Annotated in this window: 19 protein-coding genes; 15 read left to right on the forward strand and 4 right to left on the reverse strand. The window is 44.8% G+C overall.

Annotation, left to right across the window (positions count from 1 at the left end):
- The first annotated feature begins 153 nt into the window (after positions 1-153).
- A complete protein-coding gene (locus KCV09_RS00965; protein ID WP_151868441.1) occupies positions 154-834 on the forward strand; it encodes a GntR family transcriptional regulator in 681 nt (226 codons plus the stop codon).
- A gap of 43 nt (positions 835-877) precedes the next feature.
- On the opposite strand, the gene KCV09_RS00970 is transcribed toward KCV09_RS00965, so the two are convergent.
- Together KCV09_RS00970 and KCV09_RS00975 are read right to left on the reverse strand one after the other, a co-directional pair.
- Positions 878-1,825, reverse strand: a complete 948-nt coding sequence (locus KCV09_RS00970; protein WP_212515400.1) for a PDR/VanB family oxidoreductase — start codon at positions 1,823-1,825, stop codon at positions 878-880.
- Between the two features lie 11 nt (positions 1,826-1,836).
- Complete coding sequence (locus KCV09_RS00975; RefSeq protein WP_212515401.1) at positions 1,837-2,913, reverse strand: aromatic ring-hydroxylating dioxygenase subunit alpha; 1,077 nt, start codon at positions 2,911-2,913, stop codon at positions 1,837-1,839.
- A 533-nt stretch (positions 2,914-3,446) separates the two neighbouring features.
- Between KCV09_RS00975 and KCV09_RS00980 the strand changes: the two genes are divergently transcribed.
- On the forward strand, positions 3,447-4,799 hold the full coding sequence (locus KCV09_RS00980) for an MFS transporter (protein WP_004946021.1): 1,353 nt from the start codon (positions 3,447-3,449) through the stop codon (positions 4,797-4,799).
- A 117-nt stretch (positions 4,800-4,916) separates the two neighbouring features.
- Here the strand turns inward: KCV09_RS00980 and KCV09_RS00985 are convergent, their stop codons facing one another.
- Both KCV09_RS00985 and KCV09_RS00990 read right to left on the reverse strand, forming a co-directional pair.
- Complete coding sequence (locus KCV09_RS00985) at positions 4,917-6,065, reverse strand: FAD-dependent monooxygenase (protein ID WP_151809220.1); 1,149 nt, start codon at positions 6,063-6,065, stop codon at positions 4,917-4,919.
- Positions 6,066-6,298: 233 nt separating this feature from the next.
- Entirely contained in the window at positions 6,299-7,111 is an 813-nt protein-coding gene (locus tag KCV09_RS00990) for an IclR family transcriptional regulator (RefSeq protein ID WP_004935867.1), read from the reverse strand.
- A 275-nt stretch (positions 7,112-7,386) separates the two neighbouring features.
- Between KCV09_RS00990 and KCV09_RS00995 the strand changes: the two genes are divergently transcribed.
- From KCV09_RS00995 to KCV09_RS01055, 13 genes are all read left to right on the forward strand, one after another.
- Positions 7,387-7,692 carry a non-heme iron oxygenase ferredoxin subunit gene (locus KCV09_RS00995; protein WP_111812001.1) on the forward strand — a complete coding sequence of 102 codons (306 nt, stop codon included), beginning with the start codon at positions 7,387-7,389 and terminating at the stop codon, positions 7,690-7,692.
- A 21-nt stretch (positions 7,693-7,713) separates the two neighbouring features.
- Positions 7,714-8,013: a recombinase-like helix-turn-helix domain-containing protein gene (locus KCV09_RS01000; protein WP_212515402.1), complete on the forward strand. Its 300-nt coding sequence runs from the start codon at positions 7,714-7,716 to the stop codon at positions 8,011-8,013.
- 18 nt (positions 8,014-8,031) lie between these two features.
- On the forward strand, positions 8,032-9,084 hold the full coding sequence (locus tag KCV09_RS01005; protein WP_004935879.1) for an aromatic ring-hydroxylating oxygenase subunit alpha: 1,053 nt from the start codon (positions 8,032-8,034) through the stop codon (positions 9,082-9,084).
- A 9-nt stretch (positions 9,085-9,093) separates the two neighbouring features.
- Positions 9,094-9,858: an SDR family oxidoreductase gene (locus KCV09_RS01010; RefSeq protein ID WP_212515403.1), complete on the forward strand. Its 765-nt coding sequence runs from the start codon at positions 9,094-9,096 to the stop codon at positions 9,856-9,858.
- Positions 9,859-9,869: 11 nt separating this feature from the next.
- Positions 9,870-10,805: a VOC family protein gene (locus tag KCV09_RS01015; RefSeq protein WP_104124459.1), complete on the forward strand. Its 936-nt coding sequence runs from the start codon at positions 9,870-9,872 to the stop codon at positions 10,803-10,805.
- A 23-nt stretch (positions 10,806-10,828) separates the two neighbouring features.
- Positions 10,829-12,040 carry an NAD(P)/FAD-dependent oxidoreductase gene (locus KCV09_RS01020; RefSeq protein WP_212515404.1) on the forward strand — a complete coding sequence of 404 codons (1,212 nt, stop codon included), beginning with the start codon at positions 10,829-10,831 and terminating at the stop codon, positions 12,038-12,040.
- A 68-nt stretch (positions 12,041-12,108) separates the two neighbouring features.
- Positions 12,109-13,338 (forward strand): MFS transporter, encoded by a 1,230-nt coding sequence (locus KCV09_RS01025; RefSeq protein WP_004946034.1) that lies wholly within the window; start codon positions 12,109-12,111, stop codon positions 13,336-13,338.
- 30 nt (positions 13,339-13,368) lie between these two features.
- On the forward strand, positions 13,369-13,893 hold the full coding sequence (locus KCV09_RS01030) for a cupin domain-containing protein (RefSeq protein ID WP_004935895.1): 525 nt from the start codon (positions 13,369-13,371) through the stop codon (positions 13,891-13,893).
- A 90-nt stretch (positions 13,894-13,983) separates the two neighbouring features.
- The gene (locus tag KCV09_RS01035; protein ID WP_212515405.1) at positions 13,984-14,820 is read left to right on the forward strand and encodes an alpha/beta fold hydrolase; all 837 of its coding nucleotides are present in this window, start codon (positions 13,984-13,986) and stop codon (positions 14,818-14,820) included.
- A gap of 3 nt (positions 14,821-14,823) precedes the next feature.
- Positions 14,824-15,618, forward strand: coding sequence for an SDR family oxidoreductase (locus tag KCV09_RS01040; RefSeq protein WP_004946038.1), 795 nt, complete (start codon positions 14,824-14,826; stop codon positions 15,616-15,618).
- Between the two features lie 10 nt (positions 15,619-15,628).
- The gene (locus KCV09_RS01045) at positions 15,629-16,420 is read left to right on the forward strand and encodes an aspartate dehydrogenase (protein WP_151791071.1); all 792 of its coding nucleotides are present in this window, start codon (positions 15,629-15,631) and stop codon (positions 16,418-16,420) included.
- A gap of 12 nt (positions 16,421-16,432) precedes the next feature.
- Positions 16,433-17,899 (forward strand): aldehyde dehydrogenase, encoded by a 1,467-nt coding sequence (locus tag KCV09_RS01050; protein ID WP_212515406.1) that lies wholly within the window; start codon positions 16,433-16,435, stop codon positions 17,897-17,899.
- Positions 17,900-17,961: 62 nt separating this feature from the next.
- Complete coding sequence (locus KCV09_RS01055) at positions 17,962-19,602, forward strand: thiamine pyrophosphate-binding protein (protein ID WP_151815388.1); 1,641 nt, start codon at positions 17,962-17,964, stop codon at positions 19,600-19,602.
- The last annotated feature ends 2 nt before the right edge of the window (positions 19,603-19,604 follow it).

Raw genomic sequence — 19,604 nt, forward strand, 5'->3', positions numbered from 1 at the left:
AGTCATTTTTTTGACAAGACAGTCATCAAAATTGAGGCTGTTTTGTCATTAAATCACTCAAATTTAAAGCAAAACTCACATAATTATCATTGTCAGAATACGCGTTAAATTGATAGCATCGAATGGATTCTTGATTGCTAAAAAGTGGCGCAAATGTCTTCAGGACAACAAGTCTTAATAAAACTCAGAAAAATGATTATTGCTGGCGAACTTGCAGGCGGGAGTCGGATTGCTGAAATTCCAACGGCTGAACTACTAGGTGTATCGCGTCAGCCAGTGCGTATGGCTTTTCGACTGCTCGAACAAGAAGGACTCTTGATCAAGAATCCTACGCGTGGTTATCTGGTACGTGAAATTTCTGACCAGTTGATTCAAGATGCGATTGAAGTGCGTGGTGTGCTCGAAGGTTTGGCAGCCAAAACCTTGGCAGAAAAAGGCTTAAACGATGAGCAGAAAAGCACACTTAAAAGCTGTATTGAAGAAATCGAAAAGCTTTTTGCAGCGCACAGCAGTTTCGGCGACGCAGAGATAGAAACCTATGATCATTTTAATGTGATTTTTCATGACACGATTCTTCAGGGGGCAAAAAATATTGCCCTGATGCAGGCGCTCGCTAAGAATAATCAACTACCTTTTGCGTCAGCGCAAGCCATTACCTTCGATTCATCTCAGGCGCTTTCAGAATATCGCCGTTTGCATTACGCACATTTGCAGCATTGCTCCATTTTCGATGCGCTGTTGCATCGACAAGCGGGGCGTGCTGAAAACCTGATGCGCGAACATAGCAGTGTTGCCATTTTGGGAGAGACCGTTCGGCATCTGATTGCAGATTAAAAAACTCCTATACATGGGCTTAAGATGTATAGGAGAAAACCTTTTATCCAAGCTCAATCACTAAGGTCTCTGACTTGGCTCTTGAGCAGCATGGCGTAAAATACTGATTTGACGCATGCTCTTCATCTGTCATAAACACATCGCGATGCTCTGGGATACCAGCAAGTACACGGGTCATACAGGTTCCGCATACGCCTTGTTCACATGAAATAGGCACGTCAAAACCATGCGCAAGCAGTGCTTGGGTTGCTGTTTGATTGGCCGGAACCTCAATCGTTTGGCCGGAACCGAGAACTTCAATTCGAAAAGACCGGTTACTGGTTTGATCGATTGGTGCAGCAGCAAAATGTTCCTGATGCAATTGAGCATTCGACCAACCCGCCTCCACGGCTGCATCCATCACAAACTGCATAAAACCTGTCGGGCCACAAACATAGAGATGATGGTCTGTACTGGCATCGGCTAATACCTGCGCCATATTGCACGCCGTTTCAGGTTGATCTTGAATATGTAAATGAAGATGATCTGGAAAATGCGTGGTTAAATTGCCATAAAATGCAAGCATTTCGTGGCACCGCACAAAATAATGCAGCTCAAATGGAATCTGTTCACGCTTTAATTGATAGGCCATCGATAAGATCGGTGTGATGCCAATTCCCCCTGCAAATAACATGGCACGGCCAGTTTGCGGATGCAGCTCAAATAAGTTACGTGGTGGACTAATCTGTAAACGATCACCTTCGCTATAGTCCAGATGCATACAGCGCGAACCGCCACGTGAATGTTCATCGTGTAACACGCCAATCACGTAACGATGTCTTTCACTGCTACAGTTTGAAAGTGAGTATTGGCGAGTGAAGCCGTTTTTTAAATGCACATCGATATGCGCACCTGCCGAAAAAGCCGGAAGCGAATCGCCTTGTGTCGAAATCAGTTCAAAAGCACGAATATGTGCAGTGAGCTGATGAATTTTATCAATGATCACGTCCATGTCATGCTGCCTTATATCACGCGAATATTGGGAAACTGGCGATCTTGAAGACTTGGCGGTGGCGTTGTTTCTTTGGCCAGCAGACGCTCAATAATTTTTCGTGATTGAACACCACCCGCATCGATATTCAACATTAATAATTTTCTGTGCGGATTGTTCAAAATGTTTTGTTGCTGTTGTTCCAGCATTTGCAAATCTTCGGTAAAGATTTTGCCTTGACCTTCACGAATTTGATCGGTCAATTCATGATTTTCGGGCTGAAAGTGACGTGCCATTCCCCAAAAATACCAATGCGACGTTTCAGTTTCAGGCGTAATAAAGTCGACCACAATCGCCGAGACTTTTTTGTCTGTAGGTGCTTGATATCCGCCATAACCTGCATGCGCCACGCCCACCTCAATATGTACATTACTTGGTGCATAAAAATGGCAGCGCTGCCAGCGATCAACCGGAATATCATCGGCCAAATGGTTGCCACGCAATGCCATTTTCCAAAACGGTGGGGCAATCACATTTTCCATATAGCGTTCAGTAATCACATGATCGCCGTCGACCTTGGTCACAGGCAAAGCTTCGTCAATTTCTTTTTGACCAATACTACTCGAATGTACGTAGGTTTCGTGGGTGAGATCCATCAGATTGTCAATCATTAATCGATAATCACACTGGATATGAAACAGACCTCCGCCATAGCCCCATTCGGGATGATCGGCCCATTCAAGTTCTGGAAGCGTGCTCTCGTCTGCCAACGCAATATCGCCTGGCCAAACCCAGATAAAACCGTATTTTTCCACAGCAGCATAGGCTTTATTGCACGGAAAACCAGTCACGCGTTGTGCTGGCATTGCGACGGTTTTTCCATCACAGCCCATGACCAAGCCGTGATAGCCACAAACCAGATGACCATCTTCGACATAACCGAGTGACAGCGGTGCGCCGCGATGCGGACAGAAATCTTCTACAGCAGCCACTTTATTTTCTTTGGCACGATAAAAGACGATTTTTTCACCACAAATAGTTCGACCTAATGGCTTGTCCTGAAGATCTTCTGGACGGCAGGCGACGTACCATGCATTTTTTATAAACATTTGTGACAGCTCCTTATCACTTATTGGATCCAATTTAATTGAGTTTTGACTATTCGTCAATTTAGATTTTTCTTTAGAACAAAATTAAGTTTGTATGTTTTTTTTACATAGTTCAGTAATTATTTCATGATTCATTATTTTTTTATTTAAATGAGATAGGTTTAATCCACATTTAAGTCATAAATAAAAAATCTCATAGATCGAATTATAAAAGCAATATTGGATCCATATTTGAGGAAATGAAGCTATTTTACTGAACTTGAAGCTTCGCTTGAGAAAAATAAATTAAATGTGCGATCATCAATTTATTTGTACGTTTATCGAACAATAAAATCTTGAAATTGTTGCTTTGATCAATCGAGTTGATCACTATTTAACATGAGCAGGACGCTCCAGAGACCTGAACACTACCGTTATTTATTTTTAGTTATTTAATTCCTTTTAGGCAATTATGGATATGGATATGCATAATCACCCAGCATTTATACTGTTGAATGTGGCGTGTATCGCTGTCCAGACATGGAGATACCCACATGCAACGCGACGTACTCAGCGAAATTAATCAAAACCCCATGAGCCGCTATCAATGGTTTGTGATCGGGATCTGTATTTGTTTGAATATCATTGATGGCTTTGATGTGATGGTGATGGCCTTTACCGCACCGTCAGTTTCTGCTGAGTGGTCACTTTCAGGTGCGCAAATCGGAATGTTACTCAGCGCTGGCCTGTTCGGTATGGCCGCAGGCTCCATCTTTTTAGCGCCATTGGCAGATAAAATTGGTCGCCGTTTTCTGATTCTGATTTGTTTGGGGATTTCCGGCCTTAGTATGTTGGCATGTGCGTTTGTGACCAGTCATGGCATGTTGGCTGCATTGCGCTTTATTACGGGTATTGGTGTGGGTGGTATCTTGGCCAGTAGTAACGTATTGGCAAGCGAGTATGCCAATCTAAGATGGCGTAGCCTTGCAGTGAGCCTGATGTCAACAGGTTATGGTATTGGCGCAACTCTGGGTGGTGTATTGTCTTTGGCCTTTGTTGAACACTTAGGCTGGCGCTCGATTTTCTTGGCAGGTGGCGTGACAACACTGCTGATGTTGCTGGTGAGTTATTGGGTATTGCCAGATTCGCTGGATTATTTATTGGCTAAAAAACCAAAACAAGCACTCGAAAAAATCAATGCTGTCATGCAGCGTATGGGGTTAGTTCGCTTAGACACCTTGCCAATCTACGATAAAAATGGCACCAAAGAAGCAGGTGATATTGCAAAACTGTTTCAGGGTAAACAAGGCTTTTTAACCTTATGCCTTTGGTTTTCATTCTTCTTGGTGATGTTCGGATTCTATTTTGTCATGAGCTGGACACCAAAGATTTTGATCAGCATGGGAATGTCACCAGATCAAGGCGTGAGTACGGGTATTTTAATCAGTATTGGTGGAATTTTTGGTGCGGCAATTATTGGCTTACTGGCCTCACGTGTCAAAATTTTCTATGCGCTCAGTGTGTTTTTAGGTTTAACCGCTGCATGTGTCTGGCTCTTTGTGGCAGTCTCATCGCAAGTCAGCATTGCACTGGTGGTCGGGCTGTTGCTTGGCACACTCATCAATGGCTGCGTGGCAGGCTTGTATTCAATTTCGCCAACCATTTACGATGCCAATATTCGTAGTCGTGGAGTGGGCTACGCAATTGGATTTGGCCGAATTGGTGCCATTATATCGCCAACGGTTGCAGGTATGTTTTTAGACAAGGGTTTGGCACCTGCAACTTTATATGCCTATTACGGTATCGTATTTGTTTTGGCAATCTTCCTGATTTTAAGTCTAGGTAAGGCATTTTATCGTCAGCACGATCAAGATACAGATGTTAAACCTGTTAAATCATTGGCTTGAGTAGTTAATGGTTCGTATCATTCTTGAATGCTGGCTTTACTGAGTTCACTCATGAGTACAATTTAAGGAATGCTTACTGCTTTAAAAAAGATCCTGCTTAAGCAGGATCTTTTGATTTTAAGCGTTACTGGTGTTGGCAAGTTCAGTCTGCCACGCATCGTATTGATAGACCCAGTCGGCGTTACCTTGTTGCTTCATCCATTGGTTGCCACGAGAACCGAGTTGAATTTTAGCGGTACGCTCTTGTCGAGTGAGTTCATAAACTTGAAGTGCCCGTTCAATATCTGTGTGAGAGCTGACCGATGCAAGGCAGCGTCCAAGTACTACCGCATCTTCAATTGCCATACCGGCACCTTGTGCCATAAATGGAAGCATTGGATGACAGGCATCACCCAATAGCGTTACACAACCGACAGACCAATTTTGCAGTGGATCACGTTCATAAAGCGCACTTTTTAGGGTCGTGTCGCAGGCATCAAGCAGGGCACGTGCATCCGCATGAAAATCTTTATAAAATGCGCGCAATTCATTTACGTCACCTTCACTGGTCCATGATTCTTCTGTCCAGCTCTCTTGCCCGGTCGTCGCAAAAATAAAGGTGTCTTTACCTTGATTGAGTGGGAACGTCACAATCTGCTGCTGAGGGACTGGGCCCCACCATTTGGTAAATGCATCGATTTCGGGTACATGTTGTACTCTTTCTGTCGGTACAACAGAGCGAAAGGACACAATTCCGGTAAAGCGTGGAGATTCTTCGCCAAATAAAGCACTACGCACACGTGAATGGATACCATCTGCACCAATCACCACATCAAACTGTTGTTGTGTACCATCTTCAAAACTTAAATCAATGCCGGATGCATGCTGCTCTAAATGACACAGACGTTTGGAAAACTGAATGTGTTCGACAGGAAATAATTCAGCCAAAGCGTGAATAATATCTGCACGGTGGATGGTGACCTGTGGCGCACCATAGTGTTGTTCAGCCACTTGGCTCATACCTAAGCGAGAGGTTTCAAGGCTCGTATCCCAATCACGGCTGATTCGATAAGTCGGCATGGCTCCTAATTTACGAATGGTCTGGCCAGCACCTAAGCCATCCAGTGCTTTAACCACATTTGGGGTGAGATTAATGTCTGCTCCCACACGTGAAAATGTAGCAGCTTGTTCAAAGACCGTGACCTTGTGGCCCGCCTTACTTAAGGCAATTGCGGCAGCCAAACCGCCAACACCACCGCCAACGATTGCAATTCGTAATGTGTCCATACCTGTATTCTCGTTTTGTTTTACCTAAAAGATCGAGTTATTATTTGTTTTAAATACAAAACAAAGTTAAATATATAAAACAATCTATATGATTAAGCTGAACTTGAACAATGTCAAGTCATTCGTTTGAGAGAAAATCATGTTGATTTTTTAAGGTACAGATAAAGTGGGAGAAATCATCAAAAACAATGCAAGACTAAAGATGAGTGGTCGGCAATCCATTGCCCACAACACTAATAAATAAATTTTGAAATTTTTTCAGCAGTTTCAATGACCTGTTTGGATATATCTTGCTTAAATGTTGTTTCGTCATAGGTGCTGATCGGGCAGCTAACAGACAACACCGCCACCATTTCTTTTGAAGACTGACGATAAATCGGTGCTGCACATGCTGCCATGTCATGGTTGTAATGCCCCCAGCTCACCATCGATGCCTGAGTTTTCACAAAGTTTAAACGCAGTAGCAGCTCTTTTAGATTTTTTGGGGTCAGTTCGGAAAAAGTATCCCATTCATCAAACTTACGGTAGCGCTGACGAATTTCTGTTTCGGGTAAATTTGATAACAGTAATTGACCAATGACGGTGGCGTGAGCTGGCCAGCGCGTACCCAAACTAATGGTACTTGTGAATGGGCCGGTCGACTGAATATTATTTACAAAAACAATATGCGTACCTTCCAAAATAGAAAGATGTACTGCAATTTTGGTTTGATCGCGTAAATCTTTCATCAAAGGTGTCGATAAATCGAGCAGTGACAGCTTTGACAAACTGTTAAAACCTAGCTCCATGACTTTGGAATCTAGCGCATAGGTTTTCTGCGATGCTTTGCGCAAAAATCCACAGGATTCTAAGGTGTAAATCAAACGAAATGCACTAGAACGGTTCACATCTAAAATTTCGGCAATTTCAGAAATGGTCATTTCCTGTGCTTCTTGATTGAACGCCTGCAAGATGGCTAAACCGCGTACAAGCCCTGGAACCAAATAGCGATCGTCATTTTTGCTCGCCTCGACGTCTACGACATCTTCTTCTACAGCTATGCTCATTCGATAAAAATTCCTAGAAATAAAAGGGGGAATGATTTTGGTGCAATGTGCTTTATTTTGATTCTATTGTAATGATAAAAAATACTTAAAACAATGTTTATATATAAAACTAAATTTAATTGATAAAACGTAATAAAATATTTAAAAATAATTAAGATTATGAAATATATAAATTTTTATTTATTGACATAAAATCAATTTGAGGATTATTCTTTGCATATGTTTTGGAAATAAACAAATGTTTTGTATATAAAACAATATCGAGGGCTCAAACGATGAGTTGGATTTCAGTTTGTGGCATTGATGATGTCTCGGAAGATGAACCAAAAGCAGTTGAAGTAAACGACAAAAAAATTGGTGTATTCGTTATCGATGAGCAGTACTTTGCAATCGAAAATGTGTGTCCACATGCATTTGCGTTGCTCACAGAAGGCTTTATTGAAGATCAAACCGTAGAGTGTCCATTGCACGAAGCGATTTTTGATATTCAAACCGGTGAACTAAAAAGCGGACCAGGATGTCGTGATCTGTGTACTTATCCCGTGCGCGTGGACGGGCAACAGGTCCAGATTCAACTGTAATAGCAAGCAAGGAAATTTGCCGTGAAACAATTTAACGAAAAACTGGCCAATTGGATTAACGCCACACCTTCACTGGAAGCTGGTATCAACAATATCCAGATTCCGGGTCAAGTAGAGCATTTGGTTTGGCAAAACCGTTATAAATCACCTACTGCATATGAACAGGATTTTGTTAAACACCTGATCCAGGCTTTTGCTTCTGGGGTTACAGAGCTAAATGATCTGGTTGCAGCGCTAAATCAGCAAGGTTTTCGTCGCGAATCTGGTGAAGTTTGGACCATGCAGAGCTTTAGCGAAGAAATGCAGCGTTTGGGTTATTGAGATCAGGGAAGAAAAGACATGAATGCAATCTATCAACAAGCTTCAAGTACAGAAGACTATCTTGAACTGGGTTTACGTGATCAATGGTATCCCGTTCTGGCCAGTTGGGAAGTCAATGCAAATCCGGTTGGAATCACTCGTTTAGGTGAAAATATTGTGGTGTGGCGTGATCATGACGGTCAATTGCATGCACTTGAAGACCGCTGTCCGCACCGTGGCGCTCGTTTGTCGTTAGGTTGGAATCTTGGAAACCGGGTTGCCTGCTGGTATCACGGTGTAGAAGTGAATGGCAAGGGGATGGTTGAAGATGTACCTGCTGTACATGAATGTCCACTCAAAGGCGCTGAATGTGTAAAAAGCTATCCAGTGATAGAAAAGCACGATGCCATCTTTATTTGGTTTGGTCTGGATCCGAACGAACCACCAGCGGAACTAGCTTTCCCGGAGCAATTGGCCAGTGAAGAATGGAGTTCATTTTTGTGTCAGGCCGACTGGAAGGTCAATCATCAGTATGCAATTGATAACGTGATGGATCCTATGCATGGAACGTATCTGCACTGTACCTCGCATTCTATGGCAGAAGGTGAGCGTACAGCCGAGATGAAGCATCGCAATACCGAACATGGCTTTATTTTCGAAAAAGAAGGTCAAACTGGGGTGAACTTCGACTGGGTCGAATATGGCCAAACTGGAACCAGCTGGTTACGTTTATCGATCCCGTATCGCAAAGAATTTGGTCCGGGTGGAGTGTTCTGGATTGTCGGCTTTGCCACGCCTATCGATGCCAATAATACGCGCGTGTTTTTCTGGCGCTGCCGTCAGGTGTCTGGCTGGCAACGCCACGTATGGCGGTTCTTGTATCGCAATCATCTTGAAAAACTCCACTGGGATGTACTGGAGCAAGATCGCATCATTTTGGAAAATCTTGCGCCAAATGCACGTTCAAAAGAGTTTTTGTATCAACACGATGTGGGCTTATCGCGCTTACGCCGTCTGATGAAAAAAGATGCCGAAAAGCAGCTGAAAAAAATCGCGTTGCTGGATACCTCGGCGCTGGCACAAACGCCTTAAGGATTGGTTATGTCTTCTCATACATTACTGCAAGGTAAAAAAATCATTGTGACCGGAGCGGCACGTGGCTTGGGGCTTGGCTTTGCACAAGCTATCGCACAAGCGGGCGCGCAGGTTGTGATGGCAGATATTCTAGATGAACTGGTTGACCAAGAAGCCGCTGACTTGAACCAGCAGGGCCTAACGGTTTATTCAACTGCACTCGATTTGTCACAGCCTGAATCTGTACATCAGTGTGCTGAGTTTGCCATTCAAAAAATGGGCGGGCTGGATGGTTTGGTCAATTGTGCTGCACTGGCAACCGGAGTCGGTGGTCAAGATTTAATGGAATATGATCCTGTGCTATGGGATCGGGTCATGACCATTAATGTAAAAGGCACATGGCTGATGGTGCAGGCATGCGTGCCATATTTGAAGCAATCTGGTAGCGCAAAAATCGTCAATATCGCCTCGGATACCGCATTGTGGGGAGCACCTCGATTGATGGCTTATGTGGCCAGTAAAGGGGCCATTCTTTCCATGACGCGTTCAATGGCGCGAGAGTTAGGCGAATTTGAGATTTGCGTCAACACCATTTCACCGGGCCTAACCTTGGTGGAAGCAACTGAATATGTACCGCAAGAACGTCACAATCTTTATGTCACTGGACGCGCAATCCAGCGTCAGCAGCATCCGCAAGACTTAAACGGCACTGCAATTTATTTATTGTCCGATCTGGCTTCATTTGTGACGGGACAGAATATTCCGGTCAATGGTGGCTTTGTCTTTAATTAGGAGCGTTATGCATGATCAAGGGAATCGAAATTTTAAAATTTGGTGTAGAAGACAGGGCTCAAACCACAAAGTTTCTGCGTGATTTCGGGTTGTCTCAGCATACATCTGATCTGGACAATACTGAACTCTTTCAAACACAAAACGGCAGCAAACTTTATATATTTGATCTCGCCGATTCACGTTTACCTGCTGCAATTGAAGCGGGTTCCACCTTACGTGAAGTGACATGGGGGGTAAGCGAAGACACTGACTTGAATCACTTTGCGCTGTGTTTAAAAGACGTCGACGGTTTTGAGCAAGGTGAAGGTTATGTTCAGTGCCGCGATCCAAACGGTATGACCATCGTATTTCAGCGTTCAATCACGCACGATATACCTGAACAAAAAACAGAAGGTATCAATCAATACGGCAATATCCAGCGCATTAATGCCGCTAGTCCCGTATATGAAAAAGGTGAGCCGATTGCCATAGGTCATGTGGTGTTCTTTACACCTGATTTAGCAAAGACCGAAGATTTTTATAAAGAAAAATTGGGCTTTTACCTATCCGATGCTTATGTCAATCGTGGTGCATTTCTGCGCTGTCGTGGCGAAGGCTATCACCATGATCTGTTCTTGTTGTCCGTTCCAAATAAACCTGCGGGCCTAAATCATGTGGCTTTTGTGGTACGTGATATCCATGAGGTGATTGGCGGTGGTCTACACATGAATCGTTCGCAGTGGTCCACCTTCATCGGGCCGGGGCGTCATCCAATTTCTTCGGCGTACTTCTGGTATGTGAATTCTCCATTGGGCGGTGCATTTGAGTATTACACCAACGACGATTATCTCACTGAGGCATGGCAACCACGTTTTGAAGAACATCGTCTGGAGCTTTTTACTGAGTGGGCGATTGAAGGTGGGCTTGATCATGATACGCGTCGTCAGGTGAAACCTGTATCGCATTAAAAAAGGATTAAAGGAGAGAGGACATGGAGAGAATCGTAGTGGTAGGAGCAGGGCAGGCAGCAGGTTGGGCTGTAAGCACGCTTAGACAAGAAGGCTTTACTGGCGAAATTCATGTGGTTTCAGAAGAAAACCAGATTTTTTATGAGCGTCCACCACTATCAAAGCAAGTGCTGTCGAAAGAAGCTACCTACGACAGTCTAAATTTATTTTCTCCTGAACAAATTGATGCTTTTTCAATCCATCTACACAAACCTGACCGTGCTACACAAATTGATCGTGTGAGTCAGCAAGTCACTTTGGAGAGTGGCAAAGTCCTTGCCTATGACAAATTACTGATTGCCACTGGGAGCCGTGCACGAGTTCCAGCCAATACATGGAAAGATATACCAAACGTTGTGACATTACGAGATGTCCAAGATTGCGAGCGTTTAGCAAAACTACTCGATACAGCACAGTCTGTGGCCATTGTGGGTGGCGGATGGATCGGGCTTGAAATTGCGGCAACCGCACGTAAACAGGGCAAAACTGTAGATGTATTTGAATATGCTGAACGTCTATGTGCCCGTAGCGTTAGTCCAGAAGTGTCTAAGTTTTTGTATGACATTCACACCGCACAGGGCACACATATTCACTTAAACAGTAAAAACTTGCATTTGATCGAAGCCTCTAACGGAAGCGTTAATGTGCTCAATCATCCTGAACCATCGCGTTGTTACGACTGCGTGGTGGTGGGAGCAGGTGCCGAAATTGCCAAAGAGTTGGGCGTTCATGCTGGCTTAGAGGTAAAAGACGGCATAGTAGTGAACCGTTTCGGACAAACTTCCGATGCAAATATTTATGCTGCCGGCGATGTCGCGATTCATCCGGTCTTGGGGTATTGCATCCAGTCTTGGGCCAATGCACAAAATCAGGCAATCGCGGCAGCAAAATCCATGATGGGTGTGGCAACGGAATATGCCGACATTCCATGGTTATGGTCCGATCAGTATCACTTCAATATTCAAATTTTGGGCACCTATCAACCCGAGTTAAATCCGAGCTTGGTGGTGCGTCAATGTAGTGATACCCAGATCAGTTATTTGTATCTGGATGCACAGCAGCGCTTGATCAACATGATTGCAGTCAACGACGCCAAGCTGGTCAAGCTGGCCAAGCGTTGGATTCAAAATGGCACCGTACTCGATCCAGTGCAACTGACAAATCCAGAATTTAATGTCATGAAGCTTAAACCTTAATAAGGCTTCACGACGTCTAGCCAGATCAATCATTTTCAGATCTTTAGCCAAATCGAAGGAACGCTTGCATGTTAAATGATGTAGATGAAAAAAAAGGATTCAAACACTGGATACCTGCATTTGTATTGATGGCCTGTGTGGTACTGGCATTCTTTGACAAGATTAGTATTGCCGTGCTGTTTTCAGATCCGCACTTTCAAGATGCCATGGGGATTGCACAGGATAAAGCAAAACTGGGTTGGTTAATGACCAGCTTTTTATTGGCCTACGGATTCTCATCGATTTTCTTAAGTTTTCTCGGAGATATTTTTAATCCGAAAAAGATGCTGTTTTGGAGCGTCACTTCTTGGGGTGTGCTGATGTTTATCATGGGTTTTACCACCCATTATGGCACCATGCTGTTGTTGCGAGTTCTGCTAGGTATTGCAGAAGGTCCGTTGTTTGCTTTGGCCTATGCAATTGTCAAACAAACCTATACAGATCGTCAGCAAGCGCGTGCATCGACCATGTTTTTGCTGGGGACACCGATTGGCGCTTTTCTAGGCTTCCCAATTACCGCAGCCGTTTTGGCCAAGCATGACTGGCACACCACCTTTTTTGTAATGGCTGGCTTAACCCTAATTGTCATGCTGTTGGTGTTGGTGGGACTACGCAATCTTAATTTACGTAAGTCGATCGAACTCGAAGGGACCGGTAAACGTGTCAATTTTCAGGGACACCTCAAAAATACCAAAGTATTACTAAAAAACGGCGCTTTTTGGTTGGTGTGTTTGTTCAATATCGCCCTCATGACCTATTTGTGGGGACTCAATAGCTGGGTGCCGTCTTACTTAATTCAAGACAAGGGATTCAATCTGAAAGAGTTCGGTTTTTATTCGAGCTTACCATTTATAGCCATGCTAATTGGTGAAATTGTCGGTGCGATATTTTCAGACAAATTGGGGAAGCGTGCTGTTCAGGTCTTTGGTGGATTACTAATAGCCGGAATTTCGCTTTACGTCATGGTGCTGATGACCAGTCCACTTCTCATTATTGCGGCCATGTCGGTCAGTTCAATGGCATGGGGTTTTGGCGTAGCGGCTATTTTTGCCCTGCTGGCGCGTGTCACCACTGCCGATGTAGGTGCAACCGCAGGGGGAATATTTAATGGTTTGGCAAATTTTGCCAGTGCGGCCGCTCCAGTTCTGATTGGCATGATTGTGATGCAAACAGGCAGTTTTAACTTGGGAATCACGTTCTTGGCCGTGGTGGCAATTGTGGGATCGTTCTTTCTCACCCCATTACTCAAACGTTACTAATTCATTTTCAATTTTAAGTAGGAGTCAGTCATGAGTACTCAACAATTTGAATCATGGAATCAACCAGAAGGAACCAGTTTAGAAGAATGGTTAACTACCCGTATCGCCCGATTCGAGACACGTGAATACGATTTCGACGCGCTTAAGTTTCAGGCCGATTATGACCCGAAATACCGCCGTGCACAGATGCGTTACATGGGGTCTGGTGCAACAGGCGTAGGGCAAGATAGCAATACCGTTCCTGCAGAAAACTTTACCTTTTCGACCATGGTCTTGCCGCCACAATGTGAAGGGCCATTGCACATTCATCATGATGTGGAAGAAGTGTTCTTTATGTTGCGTGGTGAAATTGACCTGTTTATCGAGCATAACGGTGAAAAATTTAGTACGCGTTTAAAAGAACGTGATCTGATTTCGATTCCACCAGGAATTTACCGAGGTCTGTTTAATCCGGGTCAAGACGATGCCTTGATGTGTGTGATGCTCGGTGCGGGTAAGCCGACGATTCCGAATTATCCGCCTGAGCATCCGTTGTCTCAAATTAAACGTAACTAAGTGCAGATATAGCGCGCAGCTACATCAATCTTCAAAAACGGGAACTCGACGCACTCCTTGGCGTGCAAAAGTTCCCTATATCGGGAAATCATGATGACACTTGTCGAGAAATTACAGCATTTTCCAGTTCAGATGCTTGAGCTTTCTGGTGCTACACAAGCCTATCGTGAGTCTGGCTCAGGTGAACAGGTGCTGGTGCTATTACATGGCATCAGCTCAGGTTCGGGGTCTTGGGTGCAGCAATTGGAAACACTGGGTCATCATTTTCGCGTTATTGCATGGGATGCACCGGGGTATGGATTATCAGATCCTTTAAACACGGCCGAGCCCAAAGCAACAGATTATGCCGAGCGTTTAAAAGCACTTCTGGATGGTCTGAGCATCGATACAGCGATTGTGGTTGGCCACTCGCTTGGTGCATTGCAGGCCAGTGCATTTGCCCAGTGTTATCCCGATCGTGTGGAACAACTCATCATTGCAAATGTGGCGCAGGGTTATGAGCGTTACAGCGCCGAACAACAGGCTGATGTGTATCACAAACGGCCAAAATTATTGGTCGAGCTAGGTCAAACAGGATTGGCTCAGACACGTGGGCCGCATCTCACTTTTTTAAAAACGCCAGTGATTCTAGAGTTGATTGAACAGGTCATGCAGAACCTGCACCTCGAAGGATTCACACACGCATCTTATTTATTGGCATATGACGAAATTCGAAATTACTTAAACGGTTTAAAGGTGCCTTGCACCGTGATTGCGGGTCAATGTGACAGCATTACACCTGCTGGAGCAATTAAAAAGCTGGCACAAGAAATTCAATGTCGAAACTACATCGAGATTCAAGCGGCAGGGCATTTGAGCTATGTCGATCAGATTGAATCATTTAATCAAATTGTTTTGTCCGTCAAGCAGCATATTAACGAGAGATAATCTATGAGCTTCCAAGTTGAAGGAAAAGTAGCAGTAGTCACAGGTGGCTCTTCTGGTATCGGATTGGCTGCAGTGGAAATTTTAGTTGCAGAAGGTGCCAAAGTGGCATGGTGTGGGCGTGATCAAGTACGTTTAGACAACTCAAAACAATACATTTTAGAGAAGTTTCCAAGCGCACAAATTTACACACAAAATTGTAATGTTTTAGACAAACACGATGTTCAACAGTTTGCGCAAACGGTACATCGTGAACTGGGCAATGTCGACATGCTGATCAATAATGCGGGTCAGGGGCGCGTCTCGAGTTTTGAAGATACTCAAGATGAAGACTGGATGAAAGAAATCGAGTTGAAATACTTTAGTGTACTGCATCCCGTACGCGCTTTTTTAGACGATCTTAAACGTTCGGAAATCGGTTCAATTACCAATGTGAATTCTTTACTGGCGTTACAGCCTGAACCTCACATGATCGCAACCTCATCTGCACGCGCAGCTCTGCTTAATTTAACCCATTCGTTGGCACATGAATTTAATCAGTTTAAGGTGCGGGTCAATTCAATTTTACTGGGCATGGTCGAATCGGCGCAGTGGAAGCGTCGTTATGCCAACCGTTCAGATCAAGAACAATCTTGGGAAGAGTGGACTGCCAATATTGCCAAAAAACGCGGAATTCCAATGCAGCGCTTGGGTAAACCTGAGGAGCCTGCTCGCGCACTGGTATTTCTTGCATCGCCGTTAGCGTCTTATACCACAGGTTCAACAATTGATGTTTCTGGCGGATTTAACAAGCATTTATAAGGTGAATGCAATGAAGCAATTAATGATGATTGGATTTGGTGCAATGGCTTCTGAGGTTTATGCGCACTTGCCCCATGATTTAGCGCTGAAATGGATTGTGGTTCCTGAGGGAAGTATTGACAGTGTTAAACAAAAAGTCAGTGCCGATATTCAGGTGATTTCCGATATCGATCAGTGTGAAGGCACGCCAGATTATGTGATTGAAGTGGCCGGTCAGGCAGCGGTAAAAGAACATGCCAAGAAAGTCTTGCAGCATGGTTGGACCATTGGACTCATTTCTGTGGGTACCTTGGCCGACAGCGTGTTTTTTACTGATTTGCAGCAAACAGCCGAAAAAAATGGTGCGCATCTGCATTTGCTTGCAGGGGCAATTGCAGGTATCGACGGCATAGCCGCGGCCAAAGAAGGTGGGCTTGAACAGGTCACCTATAAAGGCTGCAAAAGCCCGAATAGCTGGCGAGGGAGTTATGCAGAACAGTTGATTGATCTCGATCAGGTTCAGGCACCCACAGTGTTTTATCGCGGAAGCGCACGTGAGGCAGCACTTAAATTTCCGGCCAATGCGAATGTGGCCGCAACCATTGCACTGGCAGGTATAGGAATGGACCAGACCCAAGTCGAACTCATGGTCGATCCGGCAATTCAACAAAACAAACACACCATCGTGGCACAGGGCCGATTCGGGCAAATGACCGTTGAAATGATTGGAGTGCCGCTGGCATCAAATCCAAAAACCTCAACACTGGCTGCTTTGAGTGTCATTCGTGCATGCCGTAACAGTGTTGAAGCTATTCAGATTTAAAAGGAGCTCAAAATGGTCAAGGAACTTTATATTGCAGGTGAATGGCGTTTGGGCCGAGGTAAAGTGATTCAAAGCATCTTTCCGGCAGATAATTCGGTAAATGCAGAAATCTCGACGGCAAGTCCTGACGATATTGAAGAAGCGATTGTTAAAGCTGATCAGGCATGGCGGTCACCTGAGTGGCGTGAGCGAATGCCGCATGAGCGTGCCAAAGTGCTGTACAAGGTTGCCGAGCTGATTGAGGCACGTGCCGAAGAGTTATCGAAGCTGCAAACTCGCGATAACGGTAAACCTTTAGCCGAAACCAAAGCGCTGGTCATGAGTGCTGCTGCTACAGCCCGATATGTTGCGGCTGCCTGCGAAACCATGAATGATGATATGACCACGCAGCGTGCCGCAGACTTTATGACTTTTAGTGTGCATGAGCCTGTTGGTGTGGTGGCTGCAATTACGCCTTGGAATTCTCCGATCGCGAGTGAAGTACAAAAACTTGCACCAGCTTTGGCAGGCGGTAACGCAGTGATTTTAAAACCCGCTGAAGCCACCTCATTAATTGCATTGGAGCTCGCCAAAATATTTGAAGAGGCGGGTTTGCCCAAGGGCTTGCTGAGTGTCTTGGTCGGCAAAGGATCTGTGGTTGGCGACGCGATCGTGAAGCATCCACTGGTACGTAAAATCTCATTTACTGGGGGAACCAGCACAGGTCGTCATTTAGCGCATATTGCAGCCGATAAACTGATCACCACATCGCTTGAATTAGGTGGCAAATCACCTACGATTGTCTTGCCAGATGCCGACATCGAACTTGCAGCCAAAGGTATTGCTTACGGTATTTTCAGCTCTGCGGGTCAAGCCTGTATTGCGGGTTCACGTTTATTTATTCATAGCAGCATTTACGATCAATTTTTAAAGCGTCTGGTCGAAATCACCAAAGGCCTTCGCGTAGGTCATCCTGAGCAGAACAATGTACATATGGGGTCACTCATTAACGCAGCGCATCTGGCATCGGTAGATCGTTATGTACAACTTGCCATTCAAGAAGGCGGCGAGATTGTCACGGGTGGTCATGCACTTACCGAAGGCGATTTTGCAAAGGGCAGCTTCTATTTGCCGACTATTATCACTGGCCTAAAAAATCATGCACAGGTCTGTCAAGAAGAAATTTTCGGGCCAGTGCTGGTAGTAATGAAATACGACAATGAAGCGGATTTGCTTGAACAAGCCAACGACAGCTGCTTTGGATTGGCCGCAGGCATCTGGACAGAAAACTACCGTAAAGCATGGCGTATGGCTCGCGCACTTGAAGTAGGAACGGTTTGGATCAACACCTACAAAAAGTTTTCTATTTCAGCACCGTTTGGTGGATTTAAAGACAGCGGAATCGGTCGTGAAAAAGGACGCCAAGGCATTTTGTCTTATATGCAGCAAAAAAGTATTTATATGGGGCTAAATGAACAGCCAAACCCGTGGGCAGATTAAGCCAATTTTAGCCAAGATATTTATTTAACAAAATTTTATACAAAATTCAGAGGAAGATGTTCATGACAGAACGTGTCAATGTTGGAGAGGCAATTGCCCGTTTACTTGAAGCACATGCGGTGAATAGTATCTATGGCGTGATTTCTATTCATAACTTACCAATCGCCGATGCGGTAGGGCGCCGTGAAAAAATCCGCTTTGTTGCGGCACGTGGTGAGGCAGGTGCAGTGACCATGGCCGATGCACATGCTCGTTTTAAAGGCTTAGGCGTTGCACTAACCAGTACAGGCGCAGGTGCTGGTAATGCCGTAGGGTCATTAATTGAAGCCATGAATGCAGGTAGTCCAGTACTCCATCTAACTGGACAGGTTGAACGAGAATATCTTGATCGTGATGCCAGCTTTATTCATGAAACCAAAGATCAATTAACTTTTTTACGTGCTTCAAGCAAAGCGGCATTTCGTATCACCAGCCCAGATCATGCCATTGGTATCATCCGTGAAGCCATTCGCGTGGCAACCACAGTGCCAATGGGGCCAGTAAGTGTGGAGTTACCCATTGATGTGCAGGCAGCTGAAATCGATTTACCTCACGATTTGTCACCTGTACAGCCACTACAGCTTCCACAGGTCGATGAAAGCCATGTCGATTATTTGGTGAGCCAGTTGCAAAGCGCGAAACGCGCCGTGTTCTGGATCGGTGGAGGTGCACTCGATTGTGTAGACGAAATAAAAGCGATTGCAGATTTGGGGATTCCCGTGGTGTCCTCAACGCATGGACGTGGCATTTTAGCCGATGCCCATCCACGCAGTTTGGGGGCATTTCATAATTCGGCGCATGTAGAAGCACTTTTAAAAGCGGCTGATTTAGTCGTGGTAGTGGGTTCGCGCCTTCGCAGTAATGAAACCAAAACCTATTCGGTTGAATTTCCGGCCAATCTCATTCAAATCGATGCCAATCCAGTTGCACAGCAGCGTAACTATAAAGTTAATCGGTTTATTTGTGCAGATGCCAAAGATATTTTGGCCCGTGCATTGAGTAAATTATCGAGCATTTCAAAAGTCGATCCTGACTATGATCAAGCCATTGCGGCAGCTAAAGCCTCAGCAGTTGAAGCACTTCGCAAACAGCTCGACCAGTATGCTTTGATTTGCGATCACTTACGCGAGGCGCTCCCAGAAGATGGCATTTTCGTACGTGACATTACCATGTCGGGCAGCACGTGGGGCAGCCGTTTATTTCCGGTTCAAGCGCCTAACCGTAATATTCACTCGCTTGCCGGTGCGATTGGGCTTGGACTTGCACATGCGATAGGTTCAAGTATTGCCAACCCAGATAAAAAAGTCGTAGGGTTGGTCGGTGATGGTGGCCTAATGCTTGGAATTGGTGAAATTGCGACCATGGCGCAAGAAAAAACAGATCTAGTGCTGATGATCATGAATGATGGCGGTTATGGCGTGATGCGAGGCATCCAAAATAACTACTTTGGTGGGCGGCAGTACTTTAATGAACTCCATACACCAGACTATCAAAAGTTAGGTGAATCTATGGGGGTAAAAAGCTGGAAAGTTTCCAGTGCCGATGAATTTAAAATTGCAATCAAACAAGCCATTGAGTTTAAAGGACCAGCCGTAATTGAGCTCGATATGCACGCAATTGGTCCACTCAATTTTGCAGGCCCGCCGCAGAAAAAACTCTACTAAGA

The sequence above is a fragment of the Acinetobacter soli genome (assembly GCF_018139125.1).
Taxonomy (GTDB): domain Bacteria; phylum Pseudomonadota; class Gammaproteobacteria; order Pseudomonadales; family Moraxellaceae; genus Acinetobacter; species Acinetobacter soli.

Bases quoted from the DNA above. Each gene is read 5' to 3' on its own strand.
- KCV09_RS01015 (WP_104124459.1), top strand. From the start codon at position 9,870: ATGATCAAGGGAATCGAAATTTTAAAATTTGGTGTAGAAGACAGGGCT.
- KCV09_RS01025 (WP_004946034.1), top strand. From the start codon at position 12,109: ATGTTAAATGATGTAGATGAAAAAAAAGGATTCAAACACTGGATACCT.
- KCV09_RS00990 (WP_004935867.1), bottom strand. From the start codon at position 7,111: ATGAGCATAGCTGTAGAAGAAGATGTCGTAGACGTCGAGGCGAGCAAA.
- KCV09_RS01010 (WP_212515403.1), top strand. From the start codon at position 9,094: ATGTCTTCTCATACATTACTGCAAGGTAAAAAAATCATTGTGACCGGA.
- KCV09_RS01050 (WP_212515406.1), top strand. From the start codon at position 16,433: ATGGTCAAGGAACTTTATATTGCAGGTGAATGGCGTTTGGGCCGAGGT.
- KCV09_RS01040 (WP_004946038.1), top strand. From the start codon at position 14,824: ATGAGCTTCCAAGTTGAAGGAAAAGTAGCAGTAGTCACAGGTGGCTCT.
- KCV09_RS00970 (WP_212515400.1), bottom strand. From the start codon at position 1,825: ATGGACGTGATCATTGATAAAATTCATCAGCTCACTGCACATATTCGT.
- KCV09_RS01035 (WP_212515405.1), top strand. From the start codon at position 13,984: ATGATGACACTTGTCGAGAAATTACAGCATTTTCCAGTTCAGATGCTT.
- KCV09_RS00965 (WP_151868441.1), top strand. From the start codon at position 154: ATGTCTTCAGGACAACAAGTCTTAATAAAACTCAGAAAAATGATTATT.
- KCV09_RS01045 (WP_151791071.1), top strand. From the start codon at position 15,629: ATGAAGCAATTAATGATGATTGGATTTGGTGCAATGGCTTCTGAGGTT.
- KCV09_RS01030 (WP_004935895.1), top strand. From the start codon at position 13,369: ATGAGTACTCAACAATTTGAATCATGGAATCAACCAGAAGGAACCAGT.
- KCV09_RS01055 (WP_151815388.1), top strand. From the start codon at position 17,962: ATGACAGAACGTGTCAATGTTGGAGAGGCAATTGCCCGTTTACTTGAA.
- KCV09_RS00980 (WP_004946021.1), top strand. From the start codon at position 3,447: ATGCAACGCGACGTACTCAGCGAAATTAATCAAAACCCCATGAGCCGC.
- KCV09_RS00985 (WP_151809220.1), bottom strand. From the start codon at position 6,065: ATGGACACATTACGAATTGCAATCGTTGGCGGTGGTGTTGGCGGTTTG.
- KCV09_RS01020 (WP_212515404.1), top strand. From the start codon at position 10,829: ATGGAGAGAATCGTAGTGGTAGGAGCAGGGCAGGCAGCAGGTTGGGCT.
- KCV09_RS00995 (WP_111812001.1), top strand. From the start codon at position 7,387: ATGAGTTGGATTTCAGTTTGTGGCATTGATGATGTCTCGGAAGATGAA.
- KCV09_RS01005 (WP_004935879.1), top strand. From the start codon at position 8,032: ATGAATGCAATCTATCAACAAGCTTCAAGTACAGAAGACTATCTTGAA.
- KCV09_RS00975 (WP_212515401.1), bottom strand. From the start codon at position 2,913: ATGTTTATAAAAAATGCATGGTACGTCGCCTGCCGTCCAGAAGATCTT.